The sequence below is a fragment of the Marinobacter sp. C2H3 genome (assembly GCF_037080155.1).
GTDB lineage: Bacteria > Pseudomonadota > Gammaproteobacteria > Pseudomonadales > Oleiphilaceae > Marinobacter.
In genome coordinates this window covers 460,904-485,396 of record NZ_JBBBNZ010000002.1, presented here as the reverse complement: position 1 = coordinate 485,396, position 24,493 = coordinate 460,904, and the positions used below count along the sequence as shown (strand labels likewise).

Here is a 24,493-nt window from a genome sequence, read left to right as displayed (position 1 = left end):
AACGGCAGCGGTCCGGGAGCCGGGTAGGGGTTATCCGAAGAGCCCGGACAGCCAGGCTATACCTACGCTGAAAACACCAAGGCTGACGGCCAGCGCGATGGTGTAGGTGCGGGCGTTGGCGCTGCTCTGACGGGCGACAAACTGGTCGATGGTGCGCTGGGCGATGTCTTCGGCGGTTTCCCGGGAGATCTCGTGGGCCTGCTGGATGGCTTCGGACTGAAGCGTCTGCCAGAACTCGGTGTCGATGGTCTGAACGCTGGTGATGTGGTCTTTCAGTTCCGCCATGTGATCGGCGGTGAAGCCGGAGTTCTTTTTCAGTTCCCGAGTGACGTTAGCCAGTTCCCGGCTGAGGCTCAAGTTGACCTCGGCGGCCACCTCGTCCCGAAGATTACGGGTGCGGGATTCCACGGTCTCGGTGAGAGCGGCCAGGCGCTCCTCAATCACGACTTCCTGTCGGCTGCGGCTCTCGTCCAGGGCGCGTTTTAGATGATCGAACTGTTCATCAAACAGATCGCTGAGCAGTTCGTGCAGCCGATTGTTGATGTGGGTTTTGACCGCAGAGCGCGCAATCTGCTCGATCAGATCGGAGGTGAGCGGAACCACACTGGGGGACGGGCCCGCCGCCGGTGCGGCCGTTTGGCCATGGGGCTCGTGGGCGGCATCCGAGGGTTCCCCACCGTCTTCGTGCCCATGCTTTGGCGAGAGGTGCACGGCGCCCTCGTGGCTGAACGGCAGGTCGCCGTCGTCGTCCCACGTGTCCCCGTCGTTCAGCTCCAGGGGCGCCACCGGCAGTTGGCCGTGCTCCACGTCGCTGGCCAGCTGTTCCAGCACCATGGCCAGGCCCTCGGTGTGGGCCGGCTTGGTAAGTATGTTGTACACCCCGAAGTTCCGGGCCTCCTCGACAAAGCTGGAGGACTTCCGGGAGGTGCACATGATGATGGGAATGGCGGCCGTGTCGGGGTTGCGCTTGATGGCCTTGGTGGCCTCCACGCCGTTCATGCCAGGCATCAGGTGATCCATGAAAATCACGTCCGGCCGCTGGTTCTGGCTCAGGAAGTCGAGGGCTTCTTCCGCCGATCCCGCCATGTTCACCGTCATGTCCCGGCCTTCGAGCAGCTTGCTGAGCGCGAACCGGGCCACCTTGGAGTCGTCCACCAGAAGTGCTTTCTTGATTGTCATGTCACTACCTCATCCTGAATGCTGTGTGCGGTGTCCAGATCCCGCCTCCGGCGGCTGGTCGGCGGTGATTACCAGCCTTCCAGCTCGGGACATTGGGTGGCCCGATAGCTCTTGTCCCGGTAACACACCCCGGGTTCCGTGGTCCGTGCGGTGAAAATTTCCCCGGCGGGGGTGGTCAGCGTGACCTGTCCGAACGGCTTGCCGTTGCGGAAAGTGGCCTCGATGCTGCTGCCGTTCGGGTTCTGGAGGATGCCCTTGCCGTGGAAGGCGCCCTCGATGAACTGCCCCTCGTAGCGCTTGCCGTCGGCGAACACTTCCACACCGTCGCCGTTGAACTGGCCGTCGGCAAATTCGCCCTCGTAGGTGCGCCCGTCCGGGTAGGTCAGGGTGCCTTTGCCGTGGAAGCGGCCGTTGCGGAAGCTGCCGACGTACATCTGGCCGTCTGGCCCCCGCCAGACCCCTTCACCCTGTTGCTTGCCCTGCGCCCAGTGGCCGTCGTAACGGCTGCCGTCGCCGTACCAGGCGGTGCCTTCGCCCTGGAACTGGCCATCGACAAAATGGCCTTTGTAACGCAGGCCGCTGTCGTCCTCGTAGGTGCCATCACCGGTGCGCACGCCACCCACCCAGGTGCCGTTCCGGTAGTTGACGCTGGTGTACTCCACCAGTTCGCCGGTGACTGCCCGCCGGTCGCCGGCGGCCAGGGTGATGGTCTGCTCCCAGGGCCGGTAGCCGTCTTTTGCGATGGTGACCTGATAGGTGCCCGGCTTCAGGGTGAGATCCAACCGGGTTGGGCCGTAATCCTTGCCGTTGATGGTCACACTGTCGTCGTAGACGTTCGACCGGAGCACGAGTTCGCCGGTGGTGGGGGGCGCTGGTTTGGGAGCCGGAGCGGGGGAGCGGGTATCCGTTACCCCGGCCTGGGCCTTGGCCGCCACGTCAGACGGTGCCGGTGCGGGCAGCGTAAACGGCGTGGCGATGGGGGTGTCCGCCGTGTTGCTCAAGCGATCCGCCGATGCTGAGGCGTCCGGCTTTGTCATCTTTGGCGCTGCGGCGCTGACCTGCTCGCCGGGAGTGCCCTCGGAAGCCGGGTTGGCGGAGCCGGTCGGTGCCACGCCGACAGGGTCTTCAGCCCGGGTCTGGGGCGCGGCTTTCGGAGCCTCCGGCGAGGGCGGCGAGGCCGGCGCCTCAGTGGCCAGGGCTAGCCGGGGCGCTTGCCCATCCGGTGTGATGGACGCGAAACCGGCCGTGACCAGCAGCATCAGTGCCAGCGCGTTGATGAACAGAAGCGGCCTGAAATCGACCATGAAGGAACCCCTTAATCCTTAATTCCGACGGCGTGGGTACCTTTTCATCTTAACCAGTGCGTGCAACCGTATGTAACAGAAAGTCACCGGACTTTGCAGGAATGCCGGTCAAATCACAGTTTGTCCGGAAGCCTGTCATGGTTGCGCTGTTCCCAGGCGCGCATGTACACATCGGCTTCGTATTCGTAGGGGGAGCGGAACGGGGTCAGGACAAAATCGAACACCAGGAAGAACAGGCCGATGGACGCCCAGGCAATAGCCAGCGTGCTCATTTTGGTGGCCTGCACTTCAGGGTTGGCGTTGACAAAGGACTGCAGCAGGGGAATGAGATCCGAGGCCATCACCACCGGGTTGAAGCTGGACATCACGAAGGGTAGCCAGACAGCGATGGCCACCGGGAAAAACCCGAACGACCAGAGCACCCGGCGAAGCAGGTAAAGGCCCACTTCCCGCCAGAACTTCTGCCGGATGTCGGGGCGCTTGCGCAGTGTCTCCAGGTAGCGACGGCGCTCGGCCCAGTAGGCGGCAACGTCGGGAGCATCGGCGGGTAATTCCGGTGGTGTCGGGTGTTCGTTGGCCATGTCCTGGGCGCTACCTTATAACTGCGGGACGGTGCATGATAATCGAAACGACGTGTTACCCTACAACTCTCCATTGAGCTAAACGACAGGATAGATTGAATGGCCGCAGCGAGCGAGAACGTTACCCATCCGGCTTTTGAGAAACTTCGCAGTCATCGGATCGGCACGCTGAACCTGGAGGTTGAAGAATACCGGCACCGCAAGACCGGCGCCCGACACCTTCACCTGGCCGCCGACAACGACGAAAACGTGTTTTTTGTGGCCCTGCGCACCTTCCCGATGGATTCCACCGGCGTGGCCCACATTCTTGAGCACACTGCCTTGTGCGGCAGCGAGCGTTACCCGGTGCGGGATCCGTTCTTCATGATGATCCGGCGTTCCCTCAACACCTTCATGAATGCCTTCACCAGCAGCGACTGGACGGCTTATCCGTTTGCCAGCACCAACCGCAAGGACTTTGACAACCTGCTGTCGGTGTACCTCGATTCGGTCTTTTTCTCCCGCCTGGACCCGCTGGATTTTGCCCAGGAAGGCCACCGCCTGGAGTTCGACAAGCCGGACGACCCGTCCACCGATCTGGTCTATCGCGGCGTGGTGTACAACGAGATGAAGGGCGCCATGAGCTCGCCCACCTCGCAGCTGTGGCAGAACCTGAGCAGCCATCTGTTCCCGACGACGACCTACCACTATAACAGCGGCGGCGAGCCGGACCACATTGTGGACCTGAGCTACGACGATCTGCTGAAGTTCTACCGCCATCACTATCACCCGAGCAACGCCATCTTTGCCACCTACGGCAACATTCCGGTCCGGGAACACCACGGGCAGTTTGAATCCAGGGTGCTCAACCGCTTTGACGCGCTGACGGTCGACCTGCCGGTGCGGGATGAAAAACGCCTGTTCTCGCCGATCCGGGTGGAGCAGGGCTACGGTGTGAACGAGGGCGAGGGCACCGAGCGCAAAACCCACATCGTGATGGGCTGGCTTCTGGGCCACAGCTTTGACCTGCTTGAAAACATGGAAGGCCAACTGCTCTCGGCGGTGCTGCTGGAAAACAGCGCCTCGCCCCTGATGCGGGCGTTGGAAACCACCGACCTCGGCCACGCGCCGTCGCCCATGTGCGGGCTGGAGGATTCCAACCGGGAGATGACCTTTGTCTGCGGTATTGAGGGCAGCGAGCCGGAACATGAGCAGGCCCTCGAGACGCTGATCGAGCATACGCTGCAGCAGGTGGTGGATGACGGCGTCAGCCAGGACCGGCTGGAAGCCATCCTGCACCAGCTCGAGCTGCACCAGCGGGAAATTGCCGGTGACCAGTTCCCCTACGGCCTGCAACTGATCATGAGCGCCATTGCCCCGATGGTGCACGGTGGCGATCCGGTGGAGCTGCTGGATCTGGAGCCCGTACTGGCCACGCTCCGGGAGAAAATCCAGGATCCCCGATACGTGCCGGAGCTGATCCGCCGCAAGTTGCTGGACAACCCCCATCGGGTGACGCTGACCCTGCGCCCGGATGAAAAGCTCGAATCCCGCCGCCAGAAGGCCATCAAGGACGCATTGGCTCGTCGCAAGGCCACCCTCAGCGACGACGAAATCCGCCAGATTGTGGAGCGGGCCCAGGCGCTGGAAGAGCGCCAGATGCGCAAGGACGACGACAGCATTCTGCCCAAGGTAGACCTGTCCGACGTGCCCCTGCAGCGACCAGAACCGGAGGCTCAGGTGCACGAGGCGATCGCCACCACGGCCTATGCCCGTGGCACCAACGGCCTGGTGTATGAGCAGGTGGTGATGCCGGTACCGACCCTCACGGAGGATGAGCTGACGCTCCTGCCTTACTACACCGCACTGATCTCCGAGGTCGGCTGTGGTGAACTGGACTACCTGCAGATGCAGGACCGCATTTCCGCCGAGACCGGTGGTATCGGCGCCGGCTTCAGCGCCAAGGGCCGGATCGATGACGTTCAGGACGTGTCCGGTTATCTGATCTTCAATGGCAAGGCCCTGGCCCGGAATCGGAACAAATTGACCCGCCTGCTCAAGGATGTGGTGAACGGCATCCGGTTTGACGAAACAGGACGCATTCGGGAAATCATCGCCCAGATCCGGGCCCGTCGCGTGCAGTCGGTCACCGGCAACGGCCACGCCCTGGCCATGGGTGCGGCGGCTCAGGGCCTGAGTGCCGGCGCCTGGCTCACCTTCCGCCTTGGCGGCCTGGCGGGCATTCGCGAGACCAAGGCGCTCGATGAAGCGCTGGCGGATCCGGCGGCGCTGTCGGCGTTCTGCGAACGACTGGCGGCCCTGCACGACCGCATTCGCCGGCAGCAGCGGGAATTCCTGGTGATTGGCGAGCAGGAGCACCTGCCGGCCATGGTGGGCGATCTGGCCGACCACTGGCGGGACGTGCCGGCGGACACCGCGGACACCTGGCGGATGGCGCCGGTGGAATACCGCACCCGGGAAGCCTGGCTGACCTCCACCCAGGTGAACTTCTGCGGCCGCGCTTATCCCACCGTGCCGGTGGATCATCCGGACGCGGCGGCCCTGACCGTCTTGGGCGGCTTCCTACGCAACGGCTACCTGCACCGGGCGATTCGGGAGAAGGGCGGTGCGTACGGCGGCGGGGCTGGGCAGGACAGCGTCAACGGCGTGTTCCGTTTCTTCTCTTACCGCGATCCGCGGCTTGCGGAGACGCTCGAGGACTTTGACAACGCCCTGGACTGGCTCCAGGAAACCGATCACGAGTATCAGGAGCTGGAAGAAGCCATTCTGGGCGTGGTGGGCCAGATGGATCGGCCGCGCTCTCCCGCGGGTGCCGCGCGCCATGCCTTCCACAACCGCCTGTTCGGGCGCTCGCCAGAACAGCAGGGCCGGTTCCGGGAGCGGGTGCTGAAGGTAACGGTGGACGATCTCAAGCGGGTGGCGGCCACCTGGCTGAAGCCCGAACTGGCCAGCACCGCCGTGGTCACCAACCCGGAGAACCGGGCGCTGGTCGACGGTCTCGGTCTGGCCATCCAGGAGCTTTAACCGGCCCCGGGAACAGGGGCCTCAGCGGTGGCGCTTGAGGCCCGTGGCTACCATGATCCGGGTGGAAATTTCCTCCACCGAGTAGGCGGTGGTGTTCAGGTAGGGAATGCGCTCTCGTCGGTACATCAACTCGATTTCCTCGATCTCATGCATGCACTGCTGGATGGAGGAATAGCGGGAGTTGGGCCGCCGCTCATTACGTATGGTGGCCAGGCGCTCCGGCTCGATGGTCAGCCCGAACAGCTTCTCCCGGTGAGGGCGCAGAGCCGCCGGCATCTGCTGGTCGGCCAGGTCTTCCTCGGTGATCGGGTAGTTGGCGGCCTTGATGCCGTATTGCAAGGCCAGGTACAGGCAGGTGGGCGTTTTGCCGCTGCGGGACGCGCCAATCAGGATCAAATCGGCTTCGTCGTAGTAGCGGGTGCGGGCGCCGTCGTCGTTATCCAGGGCAAAATTGACGGCGTTGATCCGCCGCTCGTAGCTACCGGCGTTGCTGATGGCGTGGCTCTTACCCACCGAGTAGGACGACGACGACTGCAGTTCCTGCTCCAGCGGGCTCAGGAAAGTGCCGAAAATGTCGATCATGAAGCCGTCCGCCTCGGAGACGATGGCCCGAACATCGTTGTTGACGATGGTGTCGAACACCAGCGGCCGCCCCCCGTCGATCTCCGCCGCTTTGTTGATGCGGGCCACCAGGTCCCGGGCTTTGTCCTCGTCGTCGATGTAGGGCACGGTTACCCGCTCGAAATCGATCTTCTCGAACTGGGCCAGCAGGGCGTGGCCGAGGGCCTCGGCGGTCAGGCCGGTGCCGTCGGAAATGAAGAAAGCAGTACGTCTCATGCGTGTAAAATCCGCTCCGGAGTGTGTGGCCTCAAGGGCTGCCCGTTTGAGTGCAAGGCTCCCTAGGTAATTTCCACGGGTTAAAGTATCATACACGCCAAGTTTCAGACTCCGCAGTGGATATTCCCCGGTTGTGTCGACCCGTACCGATAAGCCGCTTCCACTGCCAGCCGCACCGACTCAAGGGAGACGCGTTTTGCAAGATTACATCCTCTGGTTTGACCATCTCGGAATGTCTGATGTCGACCGGGTAGGCGGGAAAAACGCCTCCCTGGGGGAAATGATCAGCAACCTCGCCAACGCCGGCGTCACGGTTCCGGGTGGTTTTGCCACGACGGCTCACGCCTACCGTGAGTTTCTCGCAACCGATGGCCTGAAGGATCGCATTGATCAGGCGCTGGATGCGCTGGACGTGAACGACGTCAACGAGCTGGCCCGCGTGGGCGCCCACATTCGCCAGTCGATCATCGATACCCCGTTCCCGGAAGTGCTCGACAAAGCCCTGCGGGAGGCGTTTGCCGCCCTGCAGAACGGCAACGAATCCATGGCCGTGGCCGTGCGTTCTTCCGCCACCGCCGAAGACCTGCCGGACGCCTCCTTTGCCGGCCAGCAGGAAACCTTCCTGAACGTGGTGGGCCTGGAGCAGGTTCGCCGCTCGGTGAAAGAGGTGTTTGCCTCCCTGTTCAATGACCGGGCCATCTCGTACCGCGTTCACCACGGCTTTGATCACAAGCATGTGGCCCTGTCCGCCGGTATCCAGAAAATGGTGCGCAGCGAAACCGCCGCCAGCGGCGTGATGTTCACCCTGGACACCGAATCCGGCTTCCGGGACGTGGTGTTCATCACCGCCTCCTATGGCCTGGGCGAAACGGTCGTGCAGGGTGCGGTCAACCCCGACGAGTTCTACGTGCACAAGCCGACCCTGCAGGCCGACCGGCCGGCGGTGCTGCGCCGTAACTTGGGCAGCAAGGCCATCAAGATGGTGTACAACACCAACCCGGACGCCGACGAGTTCGTTGAAACCGTCAAGGTACCCCACGAGGACCGTGACCGTTTCTCCATCACCGATGCGGAAGTCGAGGAACTGGCCCGCCAGGCCATGATCATCGAAAAACACTACGATCGTCCGATGGACATCGAGTGGGCCAAAGACGGCGACGACGGCCGCATCTACATCGTTCAGGCACGCCCGGAAACGGTGAAGAGCCGCGCGTCCGCCAACGTGATGGAACGCTACCTGCTGAAAGAAACCGGCAACGTGCTGGTGGAAGGCCGCAGCATCGGCCACAAGATCGGCAGCGGCCCGGTGAAGATCATCACCAGCATCAATGAGATGGACCGGGTTCAGCCCGGTGACGTGCTGGTGACCGACATGACCGACCCGGACTGGGAGCCGATCATGAAGCGGGCCTCTGCCATTGTCACCGATCGGGGCGGCCGGACCTGCCACGCGGCCATCATCGCCCGTGAGCTCGGCATCCCGGCGGTGGTCGGCTGTGGCGACGCCACCGAGCTGCTCAAGGACGGCCAGGAAGTGACGGTCTCCTGCGCCGAGGGCGACACCGGCATGATCTACGAGGGTGCCCTGGACTTTGAGCTGCGGGAGAACACCGTCGATTCCATGCCCAACATCCCGTTCAAGATCATGATGAACGTGGGCAACCCGGACCGGGCGTTCGATTTCCAGTCCCTGCCCAACGAAGGTGTTGGCCTGGCTCGCCTCGAGTTCATCATCAACCGGATGATCGGCGTGCACCCCAAGGCACTGCTGAACTTCGAGAACCTGCCGCGGGACGTGCGCCAGACGGTGGAGAAGCGCTGCTCCGGCTACGCCTCACCGGTGGATTTCTACGTGGACAAACTGGTGGAGGGCATCTCCACCCTGGCCGCCGCGTTTGCGCCCAAGAAGGTCATCGTTCGCCTGTCGGACTTCAAGTCCAATGAGTACGCCAACCTGATCGGCGGTACCCTGTACGAGCCGGACGAGGAAAACCCGATGCTCGGCTTCCGGGGCGCTTCCCGTTACATCTCCGAGACCTTCCGGGACTGCTTCGAGCTGGAGTGCCGTGCGCTCAAACGGGTGCGCAACGAGATGGGCCTGACCAACGTGGAAGTCATGGTGCCGTTCGTGCGCACCGTGGGTGAAGCGGAGCAGGTGGTGAACCTGCTGGCGGAGAACGGTCTGAAGCGGGGCGAAAACGGCCTGCGGGTGATCATGATGTGCGAGCTGCCGGCCAACGCGATTCTTGCCGACCAGTTCCTCGAGCACTTCGACGGCTTCTCCATCGGCTCCAACGATCTGACCCAGCTGACCCTGGGGCTGGACCGGGATTCCGGCATCATTGCCCACCTGTTTGACGAACGGAATGACGCGGTCAAGGCGCTGCTGTCCAACGCCATCCAGGCGTGCAAGAAGGCCAACAAGTACATCGGTATTTGTGGCCAGGGGCCGTCGGATCATCCGGACCTGGCCAAGTGGCTGATGGATCAGGGCATCGATTCCGTGTCCCTGAACCCGGATTCCGTACTGGATACCTGGTTCTTCCTGGCGGACGAGAAAATCGACTGAGGCGGCGCCAAAGCGCCGCAGCGGGATGCGAACTCACTGGATGATAGGAGACACAAAGTGAGCAAGATTGTGACACCGGACCTGTGCGACGATTTTCCGGAGGTGAAAGTCGTGGAGCCGGGCTTCAACAACTACGGCGGTATCCGGCAGTTCGGCGGTGAGATCGTCACCGTGAAGTGCTTTGAGGACAACTCCGTGGTGAAGGAGCAGGTAGCGCAGCCGGGTAACGGCCGGGTCATGGTTGTGGACGGCGGCGGCTCCAAGCGCAACGCGTTGCTGGGCGACATGCTGGCGGAAAAGGCCGCCGAAAGCGGCTGGGCCGGCCTGATCATCTACGGTTGCATCCGCGACGTTGACGAGATCGGCCAGACCCAGCTCGGCGTGCAGGCCCTGGCCACCGTGCCCCGGAAAACCGAGAAGCGGGGCATTGGCGATCTGAACGTTCCGGTGACCTTCCACGGCGTGACCTTTCAGCCAGGGCACTACGTTTACGCGGACAACAACGGCATCATCGTGTCCGAGAAACCCCTGGTCTGAACGGCTGCTGATACACAAAAAACGGGCGCCCCTTTCGGGCCGCCCGTTTTTTGTTCAAGAGCTCGAGAACGTCGTCCTGGGCCCGGACAGGCCTTACTGGAGGACTTCCTGGATGTTGGTGCCCACCAGAAAGCCGTCGCCCTCCGGTTCGCAGCGAACCACCTCGCAAACGGCCTCCAACGGCGGGAACTGGTCGCTGGCGGGTTTCAGGCGGGTCCGGAGTTCCTCGCCTACCGACAAAGCCTCGGTGACATACAGCTGCATCCCTGCGGCGCTCAGATCCCGGCAAATGGCGGAGAATGTCCGGCCTGAGCCATCGGTCACGTCGATCGGACTGTTGACCTGCATGCGGTGAAAATCGCGCTTTTCCGAATAATCCTTCATTGTGTCACGCCCAGTTGTCGGCTTTTCGGGTCGGCTTCAACATCGGAATCACCAGCGCCAGCAGCACGCCACCGAACACCAGGCCGGCACCCAGCAGCATGAAGTCAGACTCCTTGCTCGCCTCCAGCCGTTCTTTCTCGGCCGTCAGCACTTCCAGGTCGTTCTTGAGCTTCTGGTTTTCCTGGCTCAGTTCCTGGTTCCGCCTTTCCAGGTTCAGCGAGTTGGAGGCAACGTCCTTGATGTGCCGGAGCTCCTGCTGCAGATCGGCCGTGCGATCCGACAGGCTGGACTCCGAGGATTGCAGTTGGTCCCGCTCGTCGGTGACCTTGGCCAACTGACTGCGTGCCTCGTCCAGCGCTTTCTTGGTGTCTTCCAGCTCCGAGCTTACCCGCTTCAGCCGGTCAGCGGCAATGGGCTGGTCAGACAGGTACTGGGATGCGACCCAGCCCTCGGTGCCTTTCGGCGTACGCACCTTGGTGTAATTCTCGCCGGTATCCAGTACTTGCAGCGCGGTGCCACTGGGCAGGGCGTTTTCAATGATGCGATACTGTGTACCCGCGCCGGAGCGCACCGGTAAGTAGAGTTTGTCATCGACCCAGACGGTACGGGCCTGGGCGGCCTCGATGCCCGAGACGATCAGGAGAAGGGCGATGAGCAGTCGAAATGGCGTCACGGATGTCGTTCCCTGGTTGGACGTTGGCTGGATCGTTGCAACGCCGCAATTCTGTCATAGATGACCGGCCAATCAAGCTGGCCACCATTACAATAAGCTCATGGATTCCGCGCCGGCCCGCTCAGGGCAGCACCACCTTGAAGGGCTTTACGGTGACCTTTGCGTAAACGCCTGCATCCACGTAGGGATCGGCATCCGCCCAGTTCTGCGCGGCCTCGAGGGAATCAAATTCGGCCACCACGAGGCTGCCGGTAAATCCGGCTTCGCCCGGGTCGGGGGAGTCGATGGCCGGGTGCGGGCCGGCCAGCAGCAGGCGGCCTTCGGACTTCAGGGCCTCCAGTCGTTCCAGGTGTGCGGGCCGAGCGCTTTTGCGGTGCGGCAGGCTATTGTCGACGTCCTCGCTGATGATGGCGTAATACATGAAAAGTCTCCTCAGTGATTGATGTGTGACTATAACCCAAGGCGATTTGTTGTGCATAAACCGGATCTTTGCGTTGACCTTCACTGCCACAGCACCGCCTCGGACGGTGTGCTGTCTCCTGCCGAGCTGTTGGCTCGAGCGGCCGAACGGGGCGTGACCCACCTGGCGTTGACCGATCACGATACCCTGGCGGGTTTGGCGGAGGCCCGGCAAGCCGCCCAGGACTGCGGGGTGCATCTGATCAACGGTATTGAGCTGTCCTGCCAGTGGCGTCAGCACACCATCCACGTGGTCGGGCTGGACGTCCGGGATGACGATGCGCCATTTCTCGCACGGGTAACGCAGCAAACCGAAAACCGCTGGGCCAGGGCCCGGCTGATTGCCGACCGGCTGGAGCGCCTGAAGGTGCCGGACCTGGTGGACCGGGCCACGGCGCAGGCCGGTGGTTCCGTGCCCGGGCGTCCCCATTTTGCGGCGGCGCTGGTGGAGGCCGGTGCGGTGAAAAGCCCGGCCCAGGCGTTCAAACGCCACCTTGGCGCCGGCAAGCCCGGCGATGTGAGGGCGTTCTGGCCGCCGTTGGAGGACGTGGTGGCCTGGATTCTGGAGGCCGGTGGCGTGCCGGTGCTGGCCCATCCGAGGAAATACAAGATGACCGCTACCCGGCTGAGGGATCTGGTCCGAGACTTTCAGGAGGCCGGTGGTCAGGGCCTGGAGGTGATGACCTCTGGTCAATCGCCGGCGGACCTGTCGTTCCTGGCGGACCTGTGTGAAAAACGGGGCTTGTGGGCGTCCCAGGGCAGTGATTTTCATTTCCCGGGTGCGCCCTGGTGTGAGCTGGGGCAGGGTATGGGCCAGGCCCTGAGACTGCCAGACCGGCTGGAGCCGGTCTGGCGGCACTTTCGCGCGCCTGTGGTTCAACCGGGTGGCTGAGCCGTCGAGCTACTAACGCCCGGGATCACTCGGGCGCGTGGAACAACAGGTAGAGGTCTGTCACGGTGTCCGGAATGGCATCGGCCATCTGCCGGGACAGCTTCTCGCTGTTGCGCACCTTCTGGAAGTCCTCATCGTCGAACAGGCCGGACAGCGTCAGCATCGGCAGTAGCAGGTCAGCGGTGTCTTCTTCGCTGGCCGCTTCCAGCCATTCGTTTTCGTGCTCCAGGAAAGTATCGACGAACCCGGCGCACCAGTTCTCCAGCGCGTTCATCGGGTCGCCGTCTTCCGGCTCCGGCAGTTCCAGCGACTGACCCATGTCCAGCGCGTGGGTCATGTCGGACGCCAGCTTCTCAACGCAGCGGCTGAACACCTCGGGCACGCCCCCTGAGGGCAAGTCGTCGGTGCCGGTCGCGAGGCGGAAAACCGCCTCGACGTCCAGGCTGACCGGCCCTACGACGCTGGCACATACGACACCGTGCAAGCCAAAGAAGTCCAGGGCGTCATCGCCCCAGGGCTCGGCAAACAGGATGTCTTCCAGCGCTTCAATCTCTTGATTGGTCAGCATGGATTAGTGGCCTCCGGCCTTTCCGGCGTCTTCGGCCGCACGCTGGCGACGACGCACTTCACGGGGATCGTTGTAGGCCCGGCCCGGCGTTACCGGCAGGTCCAGCTCTGGCTTGCCGCTTTCACCAATGAAGACCTTGGGGGCCTCCGGCGCTTTCGGTTCCGGGGCCTTTGGTGCCGGCTCGGCCGGCTTCTGGGCTTCCGGTTTGGGCGCGTCCTGAGACGGCTCCGCGGTTGCCTTGGCGTCGCCCGCCGGCTTTTGCGCGGCCGTGGGCTTCTCCGGAGCCGCCGGCTTTGCGGCTGGCTCTTTGCTGGCCTTGGCCTGGGTCTCGAGTGGCTCGGGCTTGTCGGCGGGCTTGGCCGCCGCATCCGGCTTGGGCTCGGATACCGGCTTGGCGTCAGCGTCTGCCTTGGGCGCCTTTGCGGGCTTGTCGGCGGTGGCTGGCTTTGGCGCCGCCTCGGTTCTGGCGACCGCCTCGGACTCGGCCGCTGCGCCTGGCTTGGCGCTGGTGCCGGCCGCGGCTACCGCGCCAGTGTTGCCAGCGGCGGGTTTGGTTTCCGCCTCAGGCTTGTCAGCTTTTTCACCTTTTTCGGCGCTTTCAGCCGCAGTCGGCTTCGGCTCGGCGTCGGGCTTCTCAGCCGCCTCAGGCTGGCCTTTCGGCTCGGACTTGGCGGCAGGCTGTGGCTTGGCGGTGTCCGCCGCTTTCTCCAGAGACGCCGGCTTGGCCTCAGAGTCTGGCTTGCCAGCGGTGTCCTGCTTGGCGGGCGCCTGGGGCTTCTCAGCGGCCTCTGAGTTGGCGGTGGCTTCCGGCTTGGTGGTCTGCGCCGTCTCGGCCTTCGCCGGCTTGTCCGCTTTGTCGCCGTTTACGGACTCCGGCTGAGTGTCCTTCTGATGCTTTTCATTGCGGGACGCTTTGCGGTCTTCCGGTGTTGAGGCCGGGGTCTCCGACGGTGAGCCATCCCGGTTGCGGGAACGACGGGGCTTGCGCGGCCTATCCTCACCACCGGCCTTCGCCTGGGGCGCCGGTTGAGACGTCGCCTGTTCTTCGTTCGCGCTGTCCTTGCGTTCCCGGTTATCCCGGTTGTCGGACGGGTCTCGGTTGGACGAGCGGTTGCGGCCACGGCCACGACGGTTCTCACCGCCGCGGTTGTCGCCGCTGCGAGCGTCGTTGCCGCGATTGTCGCCGCTCCGGTTGTCGTTGCCACGGGTATCAGCGCCTTTGTCGGAGCGGTCGCCGCTCTGGTCGGCGTTGCGGTTATCCCGGCTCCGATTGTCCGCGTTGCGGTCGCCGCCACGGGCGTTGCCCCGCTCCTGGCTCTGGTTGCGGCCCCGGCCCCGGTTGCGACCGTCGTCGCTGCGGTTCTGGCCACTGCCCTGGCGACGGTCGTTGCCGGTGCGCTTGTCGCCGTCGGCCTTCTGGTCATCACGGGCGACGCGGGTCTTGCGGCGATCCTGGCGGCCCTGGTTGCGACGGTCGTCGCGGGTGGGGCGCTGTGTGGATTCAGCCGCCGCGTTGCCGTCGTCGTCGCCATTAAAGAAACAGGCGATCTTGCGGCCAATGCGTCGCAGCAGACCGTCTTCCTGGGCAGCCTGGCTTTCGGTCTGCGAGGCCTGGACCGGTGAGGTGGCCGGCGTCGGTGCTGGCGCGGCCGGACGAATGGCCTTCACAGCGGCCTCCTGACGCACCGGCTTCTCCGCCGCGGGCATCTCAAAGGTTTCTTCTTCGCGGTTGTACTCTTCAGCCACCTGATGACTGGAAATGTGTTCGGCCGCCGTTTCGTCCTGGCGCATCCGGATCACTTCGAAGTGCGGGGTTTCCATGTGCGGAACCGGGACCACCACCACGGCGACTTCCTGGTCGGCCTCGATGTCCGCCAGCTGCTTGCGCTTCTCGTTCAACAGGAAGGTTGCGACGGAGACCGGCACAATGGCACGGACTTCGGCGGTCTTTTCCTTGGAGGATTCTTCGTAGATCAGGCGCATGATGCTCAGCGCCAGGGACTCGATGCCCCGGATGGTGCCCTGGCCTTCACAGCGGGGGCAGACTTCGCTGCGGGTTTCGCCGAGGGACGGGCGCAGGCGCTGACGGGACATTTCCAGCAGGCCAAAACGGGAGATCTTGCCAACCTGTACCCGGGCGCGGTCCAGTTCCAGCGCTTCGCGCATCTTCTGTTCCACTTCCCGCTGGTGCTTGGCCGGGGTCATGTCGATGAAGTCGATGACGATCAGGCCGCCCATGTCCCGCAGGCGCAGCTGGCGGGCGATTTCTTCGGCCGCTTCCAGGTTGGTCTGCAGGGCGGTTTCTTCGATGTCATGGCCCTTGGTGGCCCGGGAGGAGTTGATGTCGATGGACACCAGGGCCTCGGTCGGGTCAATCACAATGGAGCCGCCAGAGGGCAGCTTCACTTCCCGCTGGAACGCGGTCTCGATCTGGCCTTCGATCTGGTACCGGCTGAACAGGGGGATCTCGTCCTTGTACAGCTTGATCTTGTTCTCGAAGGACGGCATGACGGCGCGAACGAAGCTCAAGACGTCCTCGTAGACGTTTTCAGCGTCGATCAGCACCTCGCCGATGTCCTGGCGGAGGTAATCGCGGACCGCCCGGATGATGACGTTGCTTTCCTGGTGGATCAGGAACGGCGCTTTGCGCTCACCGGCGGCCTGGGTGATGGCTTCCCAGAACTGCACGAGGTAATCGAGGTCCCACTGGAGTTCTTCGGAAGTCCGGCCAATACCGGCGGTGCGAACAATGATGCCCATGGACTTCGGCACCTGGACATCGTTCATGGCGTCCTTGAGCTGGGCGCGCTCGTCACCCTCGATTCGGCGGGAGATGCCGCCGGCTCTCGGATTGTTCGGCATCAGCACCAGGTAACGGCCAGCCAGGGAGATAAACGTGGTGAGGGCGGCGCCCTTGTTGCCGCGTTCTTCCTTGTCGACCTGGACAATCACTTCCTGGCCTTCGGCGAGCACATCCTTGATGTTGATCTTGCCTTCGATCTGGCCGGGGGATTTACGGAAGTACTCCCGGGCGACTTCCTTCAGGGGCAGGAAGCCGTGGCGCTCGGCGCCAAAGTCCACAAAGGCGGCCTCAAGGCTGGGTTCTACCCGGGTGATACGGCCTTTGTAGATGTTGGCTTTTTTCTGCTCGCGGGAGCTGGATTCGATATCGAGGTCGAACAGGCGCTGGCCATCGACCAGGGCGACGCGCAACTCTTCAGGGTGAGTTGCATTGATCAGCATTCTTTTCATGGAAGGAATGGGTTCCTGTCGTTTGATGTTGACAGAAAACCTCAGGGCGTTCGCATCTGCGAAGCGGAACGTGCGTGCCGCGGGCCCGATAGGATCAGGGCGACCGGCGGCCAGACCGAATCAGACCCTTATGGGGTGTGATGTCGTGGGTTCTGTACCACCGCCGACGGTTCGACTGCCACAGGGCAGGGAAGAGTCGATTAGGGTAGATGTCTGTTGACGCATGTTGTCCAAATTCTGGTTCACACAGGTCCTGGGTCTCACGTCGTATTGGTTAGCTGACGGCCCGGCCTTGCGTGCGATGGATTCTTCGCGATGTCGCCCGACGGTTTTCCGGTCGGTTTTACCTTGCTTCTTGTGCCGTCTTCCGGGGCTCTGGGCGGTCGCTCAGGGACTCGCCCGGCGCGGGCCGGAAGCTGGCGTTGCGCCGATGGCCGCGGTAATCCGGGGCGTCGGCGTTCAAACTCTCTGATAGTGTCGGTATACTTCTGCCGCTCCGGCTTCTGGCTAGAGTGGGCCAGGCCGTAGACAAACGGCAAAGCATGCCGGAATATAACAGCAATGTGGCAGGCGTTCAATCACCCTGGGCGCCGCCCCTCAGGAAGGTTCATGACATCAAGGCCTGCGCGCAGATCACCGTCCCCTTCTTCCTCACGTCCGTCCGTTCGCCAGGGGGTTCGCCTGGTGTCGGTCGACGCCGATAACGATGGCCAGCGGCTCGACAATTTCCTGATGGCCCAGCTTCGTGACGTGCCCCGCAGCATTATCTACCGCATCGTCCGCAAGGGTGAGGTGCGCATCAATAAAGGGCGGGCACGTCCGGATACCCGCTTGCGCGCCGGCGATCAGGTGCGCATTCCGCCCGTGGTGCGCAAGGAGCAGAAGCCAGAGGTGCGACCCGGCAGCCGCGTTCAGAGCGTTATGGAAGACGCCGTGGTGTTCGAGAACGACGAGCTGTTGGTGGTGAACAAGCCCTCCGGCATTGCCGTGCACGGCGGCAGCGGTCTGAGCTTTGGCCTGATCGAGGTGTTGCGGGCGGCCCGGCCGGCGACGCGCTTCCTGGAGTTGGTGCATCGGCTGGATCGGGATACCTCCGGCCTGGTCATGATCGCCAAGAAGCGCTCGGCACTGAGGTTTCTCCAGGATGAGCTACGCCAGAAGCGCATCACCAAGGTCTACCACACGCTGGTCGTGGGGGGCTGGCCCGCCGGGGTTGCCCAGGTGGACGAGCCCCTGTTGCGTTACGACATGCCGAACGGCGAGCGCCGGGTGCGGGTGGATGCCGCCGGTAAGGCCTCGCTGACTCGGTTCCGGGTGCTGCAGGCCTATCAGGGCTACACGCTGATGGAGGCGTCGCCGGTAACCGGTCGCACCCATCAGATCCGGGTGCACGCCGCCTTTGCCGGCCATCCGATTGCCGGCGACGACAAATACCTGGACGACGCCGGGCAGAAGGCGTTCCGGGCCCTGGGTGGCCAGCGCCTGATGCTTCACGCCCGGGCGCTGACGTTCCGGCTGCCCGGAAGCGAGACGCCCATGACCCTTGAAGCCCCGTATGATGAAGCGTACCAACGTGTCCTCCGGTTACTTGAGGCACGACAGCTGGAGCAGAGTGAATGAATGTAAAGGTAGTCATCTTTGACTGGGACGGCACCCTCGTGGATTCCGTCGAACATATTGCCGACAGCCTGCACCAGGCGGCCACCGACCTCGGGTTTCCCGAACTCGAGCGCGAAGCCTACCGGGACATCATCGGGTTGGGGATGGTGGAAGCGCTGGAGAAGCTGTATCCGGGCATCTCCAGGGACCGTATGAACGCCATCCGCGAAGGCTACGCCCGCTATTTTTTCAGCAAGGTCACCACGCCCCAGAACGTGTTTGATGGCATGGCCCGGGTGCTGGCAGATCTGCGCAGCAGCGGCCGCCGTTGTTCGGTGGCCACCGGGAAGAGCCGGCGGGGGCTGGCGAAGGCGCTTGACACCAGCGGGCTCGGGGTTCATTTCGATATTACCCGTTGCGCCGATGAGACCCGCTCCAAGCCGGACCCGCTGATGCTGGAGGAAATCCTCGATTTCTACCGGATTGATCCGTCTGAGGCGGTGATGATCGGCGATACCCGATACGATCTGGACATGGCCCGCCGTATCGGCATGCCGTCCATTGGCGTGGAATGGGGCGTACACAAGCGTGACGTGCTGTCGGCCTACGAGCCGGCGGCCGTCGTCTCGACGGTGCCGGAGCTGAGGGAAGTACTGGGCGTCTGATCGCCGGGCCCGAACGTAAGATCACGGACACAGCGACACAGGGATAAAGAAAAGGAGCGCAGGGCATGAGCGATTGGGATTCGGACAAGCCGGCCGCCTGGGATGACGAACCGGCAGCCCGCCCGAATAAGCCGCAGGGCGAGGCCTCCAGGCCGCCGGGCACCGGGCGGGAATGGAAGCTGATTGAGAAGCTGGTGATGTCGCTGCAGGCCGAGCAGCGCCGCAGCCGCCGTTGGGGCATCTTTTTCAAAGTGCTGACCTTCGGCTACCTGTTTGCCCTGCTGTTCCTGATTCGCACGCCCCTGGAAACGGGCCTGGAGCAGGCGTCCGCCGGGCCGCACACCGCCGTCATTGACGTCAACGGCCCAATTGCGGCGGACGAACTGGCCAGCGCGGACAACCTGATCGATTCGCTGCGTAAGGCGTTTGACGATGAGCAGGCGAGGGGCGTCATCCTGCGCATCAATAGCCCGGGGGGAAGCCCGGTGCAGGCCGGTTACGTGTACGATGAAATCCGTCGTCTCCGGGCGTTGCACCCGGACAAGAAGGTCTACGCGGTGATTTCCGACATCGGCGCGTCCGGTGCTTACTACATTGCCTCCGCCGCCGACCAGATCTACGCCAACCGCGCCAGCCTGGTGGGGTCCATCGGGGTGATCGCCAGCGGCTTCGGCTTTACCGGGCTGATGGACAAGCTGGGCGTGGACCGCCGGCTGTACACCGCGGGTGAGAACAAGGCCTTCCTGGACGCCTTCTCGCCGGAGAAGCCTGAGGAGGTGCAGTTCTGGCAGTCGGTCCTCAAGAACACCCACAAGCAGTTCATTGATGCCGTGAAAGCCGGCCGAGGTGATCGCCTGGCGGACGATCCGAAGCTGTTCAGTGGCCTGGTGTGGAGCGGGGATCAGGCCCAGACGCTGGGGCTGATTGACGGCCTTGGCAGCGCCTCCAGTGTGGCCCGGGACGTGATTGGCGCCAAAGAGCTGGTGGATTACAGCCACCGGAAGTCCGCGCTCGAAGGCTGGATCGATCGGCTTGGGGTGTCGTTTGGTGAGGGCTTTGCCGGCCATCTGCTGGAATCCCGCTTGAGCCTCCAGTAACGGTCGTGATCCCCTGATCAGTCCAGTGGGTTGCAGTCCCACTGACGGAGCATGTCGATCAGCGCGATCACCGGTAGCCCGATCAGGCTGTTGGGATCGCGGCCTTCCAGTCGCTCGAACAGGGCGATGCCCAGCCCCTCCATTTTAAAGCTGCCGGCGCAGTCGTAGGGCTGCTCCCGGCGCAGGTACCGATCAATCTCCTGGTCCGTCAGGGTGCGGAAGTGAGCGGTGAACGGTTCACAGTGGGTCAGCCGGCGACCGTCCGGGCGCGCCTCCAGCAGGCAGAGCCCGGTATGAAACGTGACCTGGCCGCCCTGACTGGCGGCCAGTTGCGCCCGCGCCCGCTCATGGCTGCCGGGTTTGCCCAGAAGCGTGCCGTCCGGCAGCGCCGCCACCTGGTCTGACCCAATGATCCATGCGTCTGGATAGCGATCGGCCAGGGCAGCGGCTTTGGTGCACGCCAGCCGGGTCGCCAGGATGTCAGGGCGTTCGCCGGGGAGGGGCGTTTCATCAATGTCCGGGCTGGCGCAGTCAAACGGCAGGCCCAGGCGCTCAAGCAGCGCTTTTCGGTAAGGGGACGACGAGGCGAGGACCAGGCGTTGGGTCATGGAGCACCGGTTGGAGTAGGGTGTATGGGAATAAACCCCTATTTCTAGCGCATTCCGGCCGCCGGAGGCAACGAAGTCTTTGACAGCGCAGGGCTGCGCCCCTAAAATTGCGCGCCTATGTCAAACCCGACACACCCGACGGTTCCGTCGAATGCCGAATTGCCCAAGTCGGTGAATCCTTACCGGCTTGCGGAGCAGAACGTGACACTGGAGGGAGAAGTTCCCCTGGCGGCGTTGTCTCGCTTCCGCGACGCGGTATTTGCGCTGGACGGCGGCGAGGTTTGCCAGGTCCGGCTGACGTTTGGCCGGGACCGCGAGCGGCGTTATCAGGTGGAAGGTACGCTTGATGCCCGGGTCACGGTCGAGTGCCAGCGCTGTATGGGGCCAATGCCGCATCCGTTGACATCCGAGTTCCGTCTAGGGCTGGTGATCAGCGATGAGCAGGCGCAACAGTTGCCCCGGGACCTTGAACCGTTCCTGACGGACGAAGACGCGGCCGATCTGTGGACGCTGGTGGAAGACGAGTTGTTGTTGATTCTTCCGCCGTTTCCCCTGCACGAGAGGTCCGAGTGTCCTGCTGGCGCGGATGTGGAGGCGCTGGAGGCCGAGGCGGCCAGTGCCGACGAGACACCCCCGGCGGAAAATCCGTTCAGCGTGCTGGCGGAACTGAAAAAGACGAAACATTGAGCGGTGCGCGCGGCCTTCGAGCGCGGGTGCCAGTTACGAACACACGTTTTTGATGACGTTTAACAGGTCAGGAGCAAAACCATGGCTGTACAGCAAAATCGCAAGACCCGTTCCAAGCGCGGCATGCGTCGTTCACACGACGCCCTGGGCGCGGCAACTTTGTCCACCGACGCAACCACCGGCGAAGTGCATCGTCGTCACCACGTGTCTCCGGACGGTTTCTACCGTGGCAAGCAGGTTGTCGAATCCCGGGACGAGTAAGTTCCGCTGTGACTGACCGCTGCCCGTGGCCAATGGAACTCCGGTGAACCCAATCACCATTGCCATTGACGCGATGAGCGGTGACCGCGGCCCGGAGATCGTGGTGCCAGCGGCGCTGCGCGCGGTTCGCGAAAACGAAGCCTTGAGTCTGATTCTGGTGGGTATCCGGAGTGAGCTCGAGGCTTTGTTGCGTGAGGGCCACGCCCGAATCCGGGTGGTTGAGGCGGCGGATGTGGTCCGGATGAACGAGCGCCCGTCCCACGCTCTCCGGCACAAGAAAAGCTCCTCCATGGCCGTCGCCCTGTCCCTGGTGCGCGACGGGGAGGCCCAGGGCTGCGTCAGCGCCGGCAACACCGGTGCACTGATGGCCTTCGGCCGCAGCATTATCCGGATGTATCCGGGCATTGAGCGTCCGGCCATCGCCAAACTCATTCCCTCTCTCCGGGGCCGGTGTCATGTGTTGGACCTCGGTGCCAACGTCGATTCCACAGCGGAGAACCTGTATCAGTACGCGCTCATGGGCTCTCTGATGGCCTCGGCCATCTGCAACCAGACCGAACCACGGGTGGCACTGCTGAACGTCGGGGAAGAGGAGATCAAGGGCAACGAGCAGGTTCGTCTGGCGTCCCACATGCTGGCCCAGTGCGAGACCCTGAACTACATCGGTTACGTGGAAGGCAGCGATCTGTTCCGGGACGTGGCCGACGTGGTGGTCTGTGACGGTTTCGTGGGGAACATCGCTCTGAAAACCGGCGAGGGCGTGGCCGGTCTGCTGATCGAACTGATGGAGCAGGCGTTCACTCGCACCCTCTATGGCCGGCTGGTGGGTATGCTGGCTCGCCCCATTATTGGGCGCTTGCTGCAGTTGATGGACCCGTCCCGTCACAACGGCGCCAGTCTGTTGGGGTTGCAGGGCGTGGTGATTAAAAGCCACGGCAACGCCAACGAGCGGGCGATGCTGGCGGCGATCCGCCAGGCGGTCACCGAGGTCAGTCTCGAAGTGCCCCGCCGTATCAACGAGCGCCTGGACGATCTGATGCTCTGAGGCGTGCCTTTCAGTGACCCCGGCCAAAGCCTGAACCCGGGTTCGGCCCGGTGTGAGACTAAAGTCTGTCGGTCCCCGCGGCGCGGGTCGCGGATAATGGGCCAGACTTGTACTATTGGCTAATCTTCCCGAACCCCTCATCGACGATAAGATTCGCGTTATGAAATCAGCCTTTATTTTTCCAGGACAAGGGTCCCAGGCGGTCGGCATGCTCCAGGGCGCCGGCGAGCACTGGCCTATCATCGCCAAGACCTTCGAAGAAGCGTCCAACGTCCTTGGTTACGATCTCTGGCATCTGTGCCAGAACGGGCCGGCCGAGGAGCTTAACCAGACCATGGTCACCCAGCCGGCCCTGCTGACCGCGAGCGTTGCGCTCTGGCGGCAGTGGAAAGTCTCCGGCGGTGTGTCCCCGGCGTTCGTCGCGGGGCACAGTCTGGGCGAATACAGCGCCTTGGTCGCGGCCGAGAGTCTGGACTTCATCGAGGCGGTCAAGCTCGTTCGCCTGCGCGGTGAGCTGATGCAGCAGGCCGTGCCGGTGGGTGAAGGGAAAATGGCCGCCATCCTGGGCCTGGATGATAGCGACGTGATCGCTGCCTGCGAGACTGCCGCCCAGGGTGACGTGGTGTCCGCCGTCAATTTCAATGCCCCCGGCCAGGTCGTCATTGCCGGTTCTGCCGCCGCAGTGGATCGCGCCATCGAAGCCTGCAAGGAAAAAGGCGCCCGCAAGGCCATGCCGCTGGCGGTCAGCGTTCCGTCCCACTGCGCGCTGATGAAGGGTGCGGCGGAAGAGCTGGCCGAGGCCCTCAACGACGTACGGTTTAACGATGCCGTCATCCCGGTGGTCCAGAATGTGCACGCCAAGGCCGAGACCGTGGCGGATACCTTGAAGGCGAACCTGCTCAAACAGCTGTATTCGCCGGTGCTTTGGACCGATTCGGTCCGTCTGCTGGTGAATGAGGGCGTGTCTTCGGCGGTGGAGTGCGGCCCCGGCAAAGTGCTGGCGGGCCTGATCAAGCGCATTGACCGTAGCCTGACGGTATACGGTATGGATGAACCGGAAGCCCTCGCCGCGGCCAAAGACGCCCTGGGCCAGGGCTGATCACAGGAGTTTGAGCATGTCTCTTGAAGGAAAAGTGGCGCTGGTGACTGGCGCGACCCGGGGTATCGGTAAAGCCATCGCCATGGCGCTGGCAAGCCAGGGCGTTGAGGTGGCCGGTACGGCCACCAGCGACGCGGGCGCCGAGGCCATCAGCCGGGCGTTCGACGAAGCCGGTCTGAAAGGTTACGGCCTGGTGATGAACGTATCCGACCCGGACAGCATCGACGCGGGCCTGAAGGCGGTCACCGAGCGTTCCGGCGCGCCCCTGATTCTGGTCAACAACGCAGGCATCACCCGTGACAACCTGCTGATGCGCTTGAAAGACGACGACTGGTCTGCGGTCATTGAGACCAACCTCTCCAGCGTCTACCGCACCAGCAAAGCCGTTTTGCGGGGCATGGCCAAGGCCAAGTGGGGTCGTATTATTAACATCAGCTCCGTCGTCGCTGGCATGGGCAACGCGGGCCAGGGCAACTACTGCGCGGCCAAGGCCGGTGTAGAGGGCTTCACCCGCAGTCTGGCCAAGGAGATGTCGAATCGGGGCATTACCGCGAACTGCGTGGCGCCGGGTTTTATCGACACGGATATGACCAAAAAGCTGGACGACCGTCAGCGGCAGTCTATGCTGGACATCATACCCGCCGGTCGCCTGGGTGAGCCTGAGGAAGTGGCGGCGGTGGTCGCCTTCCTGGCGTCTGAGGCGGCGGGCTACGTGACGGGTGAGACCATTCACGTAAACGGTGGCATGTACATGGGATAGGCCCCTGGGGGGCTTTTGCGCAACGCCTTGTGGCGCAACATGTTGGAATGAGTCCCTGCTTGTTTGCAGGTAGGGTTTACACTAAACTGGCAGCACTTGAGTTGCTTGGTTGACACACAAAGTGAGGACATTATGAGTACAGTTGAAGAGCGCGTGAAGAAGATCGTTTGTGAACAGTTGGGCGTTAAAGAGTCCGAAGTTCAGAACTCTTCTTCCTTCGTAGAGGATCTCGGCGCTGACTCACTGGACACTGTTGAGCTGGTTATGGCACTGGAAGAGGAATTTGAAACCGAGATTCCCGACGAAGAGGCCGAGAAGCTGGGCACTGTTCAGGACGCGATCGACTACATCGTCGCGCACACCTGATACTCGGCGACTGATTCTGTAAGCCAGGCAGTAAGAAAAGCCGTCCT

23 protein-coding genes are annotated in these 24,493 nt (G+C 63.2%); 13 read left to right on the top strand and 10 right to left on the bottom strand.

The window, feature by feature from the left end; genetic code table 11:
• Nucleotides 1-30: 30 nt before the first annotated feature.
• The 3 genes from V3388_RS07270 to V3388_RS07260 all read right to left on the bottom strand — a co-directional run bounded on the left by V3388_RS07270 (nt 31) and on the right by V3388_RS07260 (nt 3,064).
• The gene (locus V3388_RS07270) at nt 31-1,179 is read right to left on the bottom strand and encodes a response regulator (protein WP_336366865.1); all 1,149 of its coding nucleotides are present in this window, start codon (nt 1,177-1,179) and stop codon (nt 31-33) included.
• A 68-nt stretch (nt 1,180-1,247) separates the two neighbouring features.
• A complete protein-coding gene (locus V3388_RS07265) occupies nt 1,248-2,483 on the bottom strand; it encodes an MORN repeat-containing protein (protein WP_336366864.1) in 1,236 nt (411 codons plus the stop codon).
• A 113-nt stretch (nt 2,484-2,596) separates the two neighbouring features.
• Nucleotides 2,597-3,064, bottom strand: a complete 468-nt coding sequence (locus V3388_RS07260) for a hypothetical protein (RefSeq protein ID WP_336366863.1) — start codon at nt 3,062-3,064, stop codon at nt 2,597-2,599.
• A 99-nt stretch (nt 3,065-3,163) separates the two neighbouring features.
• Here V3388_RS07260 and V3388_RS07255 point away from each other — a divergent pair, with 99 nt between their 5' ends.
• Nucleotides 3,164-6,088 (top strand): insulinase family protein, encoded by a 2,925-nt coding sequence (locus V3388_RS07255; protein WP_336366862.1) that lies wholly within the window; start codon nt 3,164-3,166, stop codon nt 6,086-6,088.
• A gap of 21 nt (nt 6,089-6,109) precedes the next feature.
• Here the strand turns inward: V3388_RS07255 and ppsR are convergent, their stop codons facing one another.
• On the bottom strand, nt 6,110-6,925 hold the full coding sequence (gene ppsR / locus V3388_RS07250) for a posphoenolpyruvate synthetase regulatory kinase/phosphorylase PpsR (RefSeq protein ID WP_336366861.1): 816 nt from the start codon (nt 6,923-6,925) through the stop codon (nt 6,110-6,112).
• 196 nt (nt 6,926-7,121) lie between these two features.
• Here ppsR and ppsA point away from each other — a divergent pair, with 196 nt between their 5' ends.
• Both ppsA and rraA read left to right on the top strand, forming a co-directional pair.
• Nucleotides 7,122-9,494 carry a phosphoenolpyruvate synthase gene (ppsA, locus tag V3388_RS07245; RefSeq protein ID WP_336366860.1) on the top strand — a complete coding sequence of 791 codons (2,373 nt, stop codon included), beginning with the start codon at nt 7,122-7,124 and terminating at the stop codon, nt 9,492-9,494.
• A 57-nt stretch (nt 9,495-9,551) separates the two neighbouring features.
• Nucleotides 9,552-10,031, top strand: a complete 480-nt coding sequence (gene rraA / locus V3388_RS07240) for a ribonuclease E activity regulator RraA (RefSeq protein WP_336366859.1) — start codon at nt 9,552-9,554, stop codon at nt 10,029-10,031.
• Between the two features lie 93 nt (nt 10,032-10,124).
• On the opposite strand, the gene V3388_RS07235 is transcribed toward rraA, so the two are convergent.
• The 3 genes from V3388_RS07235 to V3388_RS07225 form a co-directional block, all read right to left on the bottom strand.
• A complete protein-coding gene (locus V3388_RS07235; protein ID WP_336366858.1) occupies nt 10,125-10,415 on the bottom strand; it encodes a PilZ domain-containing protein in 291 nt (96 codons plus the stop codon).
• A gap of 4 nt (nt 10,416-10,419) precedes the next feature.
• Complete coding sequence (locus V3388_RS07230) at nt 10,420-11,088, bottom strand: TIGR04211 family SH3 domain-containing protein (RefSeq protein ID WP_336366857.1); 669 nt, start codon at nt 11,086-11,088, stop codon at nt 10,420-10,422.
• 121 nt (nt 11,089-11,209) lie between these two features.
• Complete coding sequence (locus tag V3388_RS07225) at nt 11,210-11,509, bottom strand: YciI family protein (RefSeq protein WP_336366856.1); 300 nt, start codon at nt 11,507-11,509, stop codon at nt 11,210-11,212.
• Between the two features lie 21 nt (nt 11,510-11,530).
• Here V3388_RS07225 and V3388_RS07220 point away from each other — a divergent pair, with 21 nt between their 5' ends.
• Nucleotides 11,531-12,439 (top strand): PHP domain-containing protein, encoded by a 909-nt coding sequence (locus tag V3388_RS07220; protein WP_442915617.1) that lies wholly within the window; start codon nt 11,531-11,533, stop codon nt 12,437-12,439.
• 25 nt (nt 12,440-12,464) lie between these two features.
• Here the strand turns inward: V3388_RS07220 and V3388_RS07215 are convergent, their stop codons facing one another.
• On the bottom strand, nt 12,465-13,007 hold the full coding sequence (locus V3388_RS07215) for a YecA/YgfB family protein (RefSeq protein WP_336366854.1): 543 nt from the start codon (nt 13,005-13,007) through the stop codon (nt 12,465-12,467).
• Between the two features lie 3 nt (nt 13,008-13,010).
• Nucleotides 13,011-16,259, bottom strand: a complete 3,249-nt coding sequence (rne, locus tag V3388_RS07210; protein ID WP_336366853.1) for a ribonuclease E — start codon at nt 16,257-16,259, stop codon at nt 13,011-13,013.
• A gap of 609 nt (nt 16,260-16,868) precedes the next feature.
• Between rne and rluC the strand changes: the two genes are divergently transcribed.
• From rluC to V3388_RS07195, 3 genes are all read left to right on the top strand, one after another.
• Nucleotides 16,869-17,879 (top strand): 23S rRNA pseudouridine(955/2504/2580) synthase RluC, encoded by a 1,011-nt coding sequence (rluC, locus tag V3388_RS07205; RefSeq protein ID WP_336366852.1) that lies wholly within the window; start codon nt 16,869-16,871, stop codon nt 17,877-17,879.
• Nucleotides 17,876-18,523: an HAD family hydrolase gene (locus V3388_RS07200; protein WP_336366851.1), complete on the top strand. Its 648-nt coding sequence runs from the start codon at nt 17,876-17,878 to the stop codon at nt 18,521-18,523. Before rluC ends, V3388_RS07200 begins: the two co-directional genes overlap by 4 nt.
• A 65-nt stretch (nt 18,524-18,588) precedes the next feature.
• Nucleotides 18,589-19,620 (top strand): S49 family peptidase, encoded by a 1,032-nt coding sequence (locus V3388_RS07195; RefSeq protein ID WP_336366850.1) that lies wholly within the window; start codon nt 18,589-18,591, stop codon nt 19,618-19,620.
• 17 nt (nt 19,621-19,637) lie between these two features.
• On the opposite strand, the gene V3388_RS07190 is transcribed toward V3388_RS07195, so the two are convergent.
• Nucleotides 19,638-20,228, bottom strand: coding sequence for a Maf family protein (locus tag V3388_RS07190; protein WP_336366849.1), 591 nt, complete (start codon nt 20,226-20,228; stop codon nt 19,638-19,640).
• Between the two features lie 117 nt (nt 20,229-20,345).
• On the opposite strand from V3388_RS07190, the gene V3388_RS07185 reads away from it, so the two are divergent.
• From V3388_RS07185 to acpP, 6 genes are all read left to right on the top strand, one after another.
• The gene (locus V3388_RS07185; protein WP_336366848.1) at nt 20,346-20,915 is read left to right on the top strand and encodes a YceD family protein; all 570 of its coding nucleotides are present in this window, start codon (nt 20,346-20,348) and stop codon (nt 20,913-20,915) included.
• An 81-nt stretch (nt 20,916-20,996) separates the two neighbouring features.
• Complete coding sequence (gene rpmF / locus V3388_RS07180) at nt 20,997-21,176, top strand: 50S ribosomal protein L32 (protein ID WP_336366847.1); 180 nt, start codon at nt 20,997-20,999, stop codon at nt 21,174-21,176.
• 43 nt (nt 21,177-21,219) lie between these two features.
• Nucleotides 21,220-22,221 carry a phosphate acyltransferase PlsX gene (gene plsX / locus V3388_RS07175; protein ID WP_336366846.1) on the top strand — a complete coding sequence of 334 codons (1,002 nt, stop codon included), beginning with the start codon at nt 21,220-21,222 and terminating at the stop codon, nt 22,219-22,221.
• Between the two features lie 160 nt (nt 22,222-22,381).
• On the top strand, nt 22,382-23,320 hold the full coding sequence (gene fabD, locus V3388_RS07170) for an ACP S-malonyltransferase (RefSeq protein ID WP_336366845.1): 939 nt from the start codon (nt 22,382-22,384) through the stop codon (nt 23,318-23,320).
• Nucleotides 23,321-23,336: 16 nt separating this feature from the next.
• Nucleotides 23,337-24,080, top strand: coding sequence for a 3-oxoacyl-ACP reductase FabG (gene fabG, locus V3388_RS07165; protein WP_336366844.1), 744 nt, complete (start codon nt 23,337-23,339; stop codon nt 24,078-24,080).
• Nucleotides 24,081-24,212: 132 nt separating this feature from the next.
• On the top strand, nt 24,213-24,446 hold the full coding sequence (gene acpP / locus V3388_RS07160) for an acyl carrier protein (RefSeq protein ID WP_336366843.1): 234 nt from the start codon (nt 24,213-24,215) through the stop codon (nt 24,444-24,446).
• The last annotated feature ends 47 nt before the right edge of the window (nt 24,447-24,493 follow it).

Bases quoted from the DNA above. Each gene is read 5' to 3' on its own strand.
- V3388_RS07270 (WP_336366865.1), bottom strand. From the start codon at position 1,179: ATGACAATCAAGAAAGCACTTCTGGTGGACGACTCCAAGGTGGCCCGG.
- V3388_RS07265 (WP_336366864.1), bottom strand. From the start codon at position 2,483: ATGGTCGATTTCAGGCCGCTTCTGTTCATCAACGCGCTGGCACTGATG.
- V3388_RS07260 (WP_336366863.1), bottom strand. From the start codon at position 3,064: ATGGCCAACGAACACCCGACACCACCGGAATTACCCGCCGATGCTCCC.
- V3388_RS07255 (WP_336366862.1), top strand. From the start codon at position 3,164: ATGGCCGCAGCGAGCGAGAACGTTACCCATCCGGCTTTTGAGAAACTT.
- ppsR (WP_336366861.1), bottom strand. From the start codon at position 6,925: ATGAGACGTACTGCTTTCTTCATTTCCGACGGCACCGGCCTGACCGCC.
- V3388_RS07235 (WP_336366858.1), bottom strand. From the start codon at position 10,415: ATGAAGGATTATTCGGAAAAGCGCGATTTTCACCGCATGCAGGTCAAC.
- V3388_RS07225 (WP_336366856.1), bottom strand. From the start codon at position 11,509: ATGTATTACGCCATCATCAGCGAGGACGTCGACAATAGCCTGCCGCAC.
- V3388_RS07220 (WP_442915617.1), top strand. From the start codon at position 11,531: ATGTGTGACTATAACCCAAGGCGATTTGTTGTGCATAAACCGGATCTT.
- V3388_RS07215 (WP_336366854.1), bottom strand. From the start codon at position 13,007: ATGCTGACCAATCAAGAGATTGAAGCGCTGGAAGACATCCTGTTTGCC.
- rne (WP_336366853.1), bottom strand. From the start codon at position 16,259: ATGAAAAGAATGCTGATCAATGCAACTCACCCTGAAGAGTTGCGCGTC.
- rluC (WP_336366852.1), top strand. From the start codon at position 16,869: ATGACATCAAGGCCTGCGCGCAGATCACCGTCCCCTTCTTCCTCACGT.
- V3388_RS07200 (WP_336366851.1), top strand. From the start codon at position 17,876: ATGAATGTAAAGGTAGTCATCTTTGACTGGGACGGCACCCTCGTGGAT.
- V3388_RS07195 (WP_336366850.1), top strand. From the start codon at position 18,589: ATGAGCGATTGGGATTCGGACAAGCCGGCCGCCTGGGATGACGAACCG.
- V3388_RS07190 (WP_336366849.1), bottom strand. From the start codon at position 20,228: ATGACCCAACGCCTGGTCCTCGCCTCGTCGTCCCCTTACCGAAAAGCG.
- V3388_RS07185 (WP_336366848.1), top strand. From the start codon at position 20,346: ATGTCAAACCCGACACACCCGACGGTTCCGTCGAATGCCGAATTGCCC.
- rpmF (WP_336366847.1), top strand. From the start codon at position 20,997: ATGGCTGTACAGCAAAATCGCAAGACCCGTTCCAAGCGCGGCATGCGT.
- fabD (WP_336366845.1), top strand. From the start codon at position 22,382: ATGAAATCAGCCTTTATTTTTCCAGGACAAGGGTCCCAGGCGGTCGGC.
- fabG (WP_336366844.1), top strand. From the start codon at position 23,337: ATGTCTCTTGAAGGAAAAGTGGCGCTGGTGACTGGCGCGACCCGGGGT.
- acpP (WP_336366843.1), top strand. From the start codon at position 24,213: ATGAGTACAGTTGAAGAGCGCGTGAAGAAGATCGTTTGTGAACAGTTG.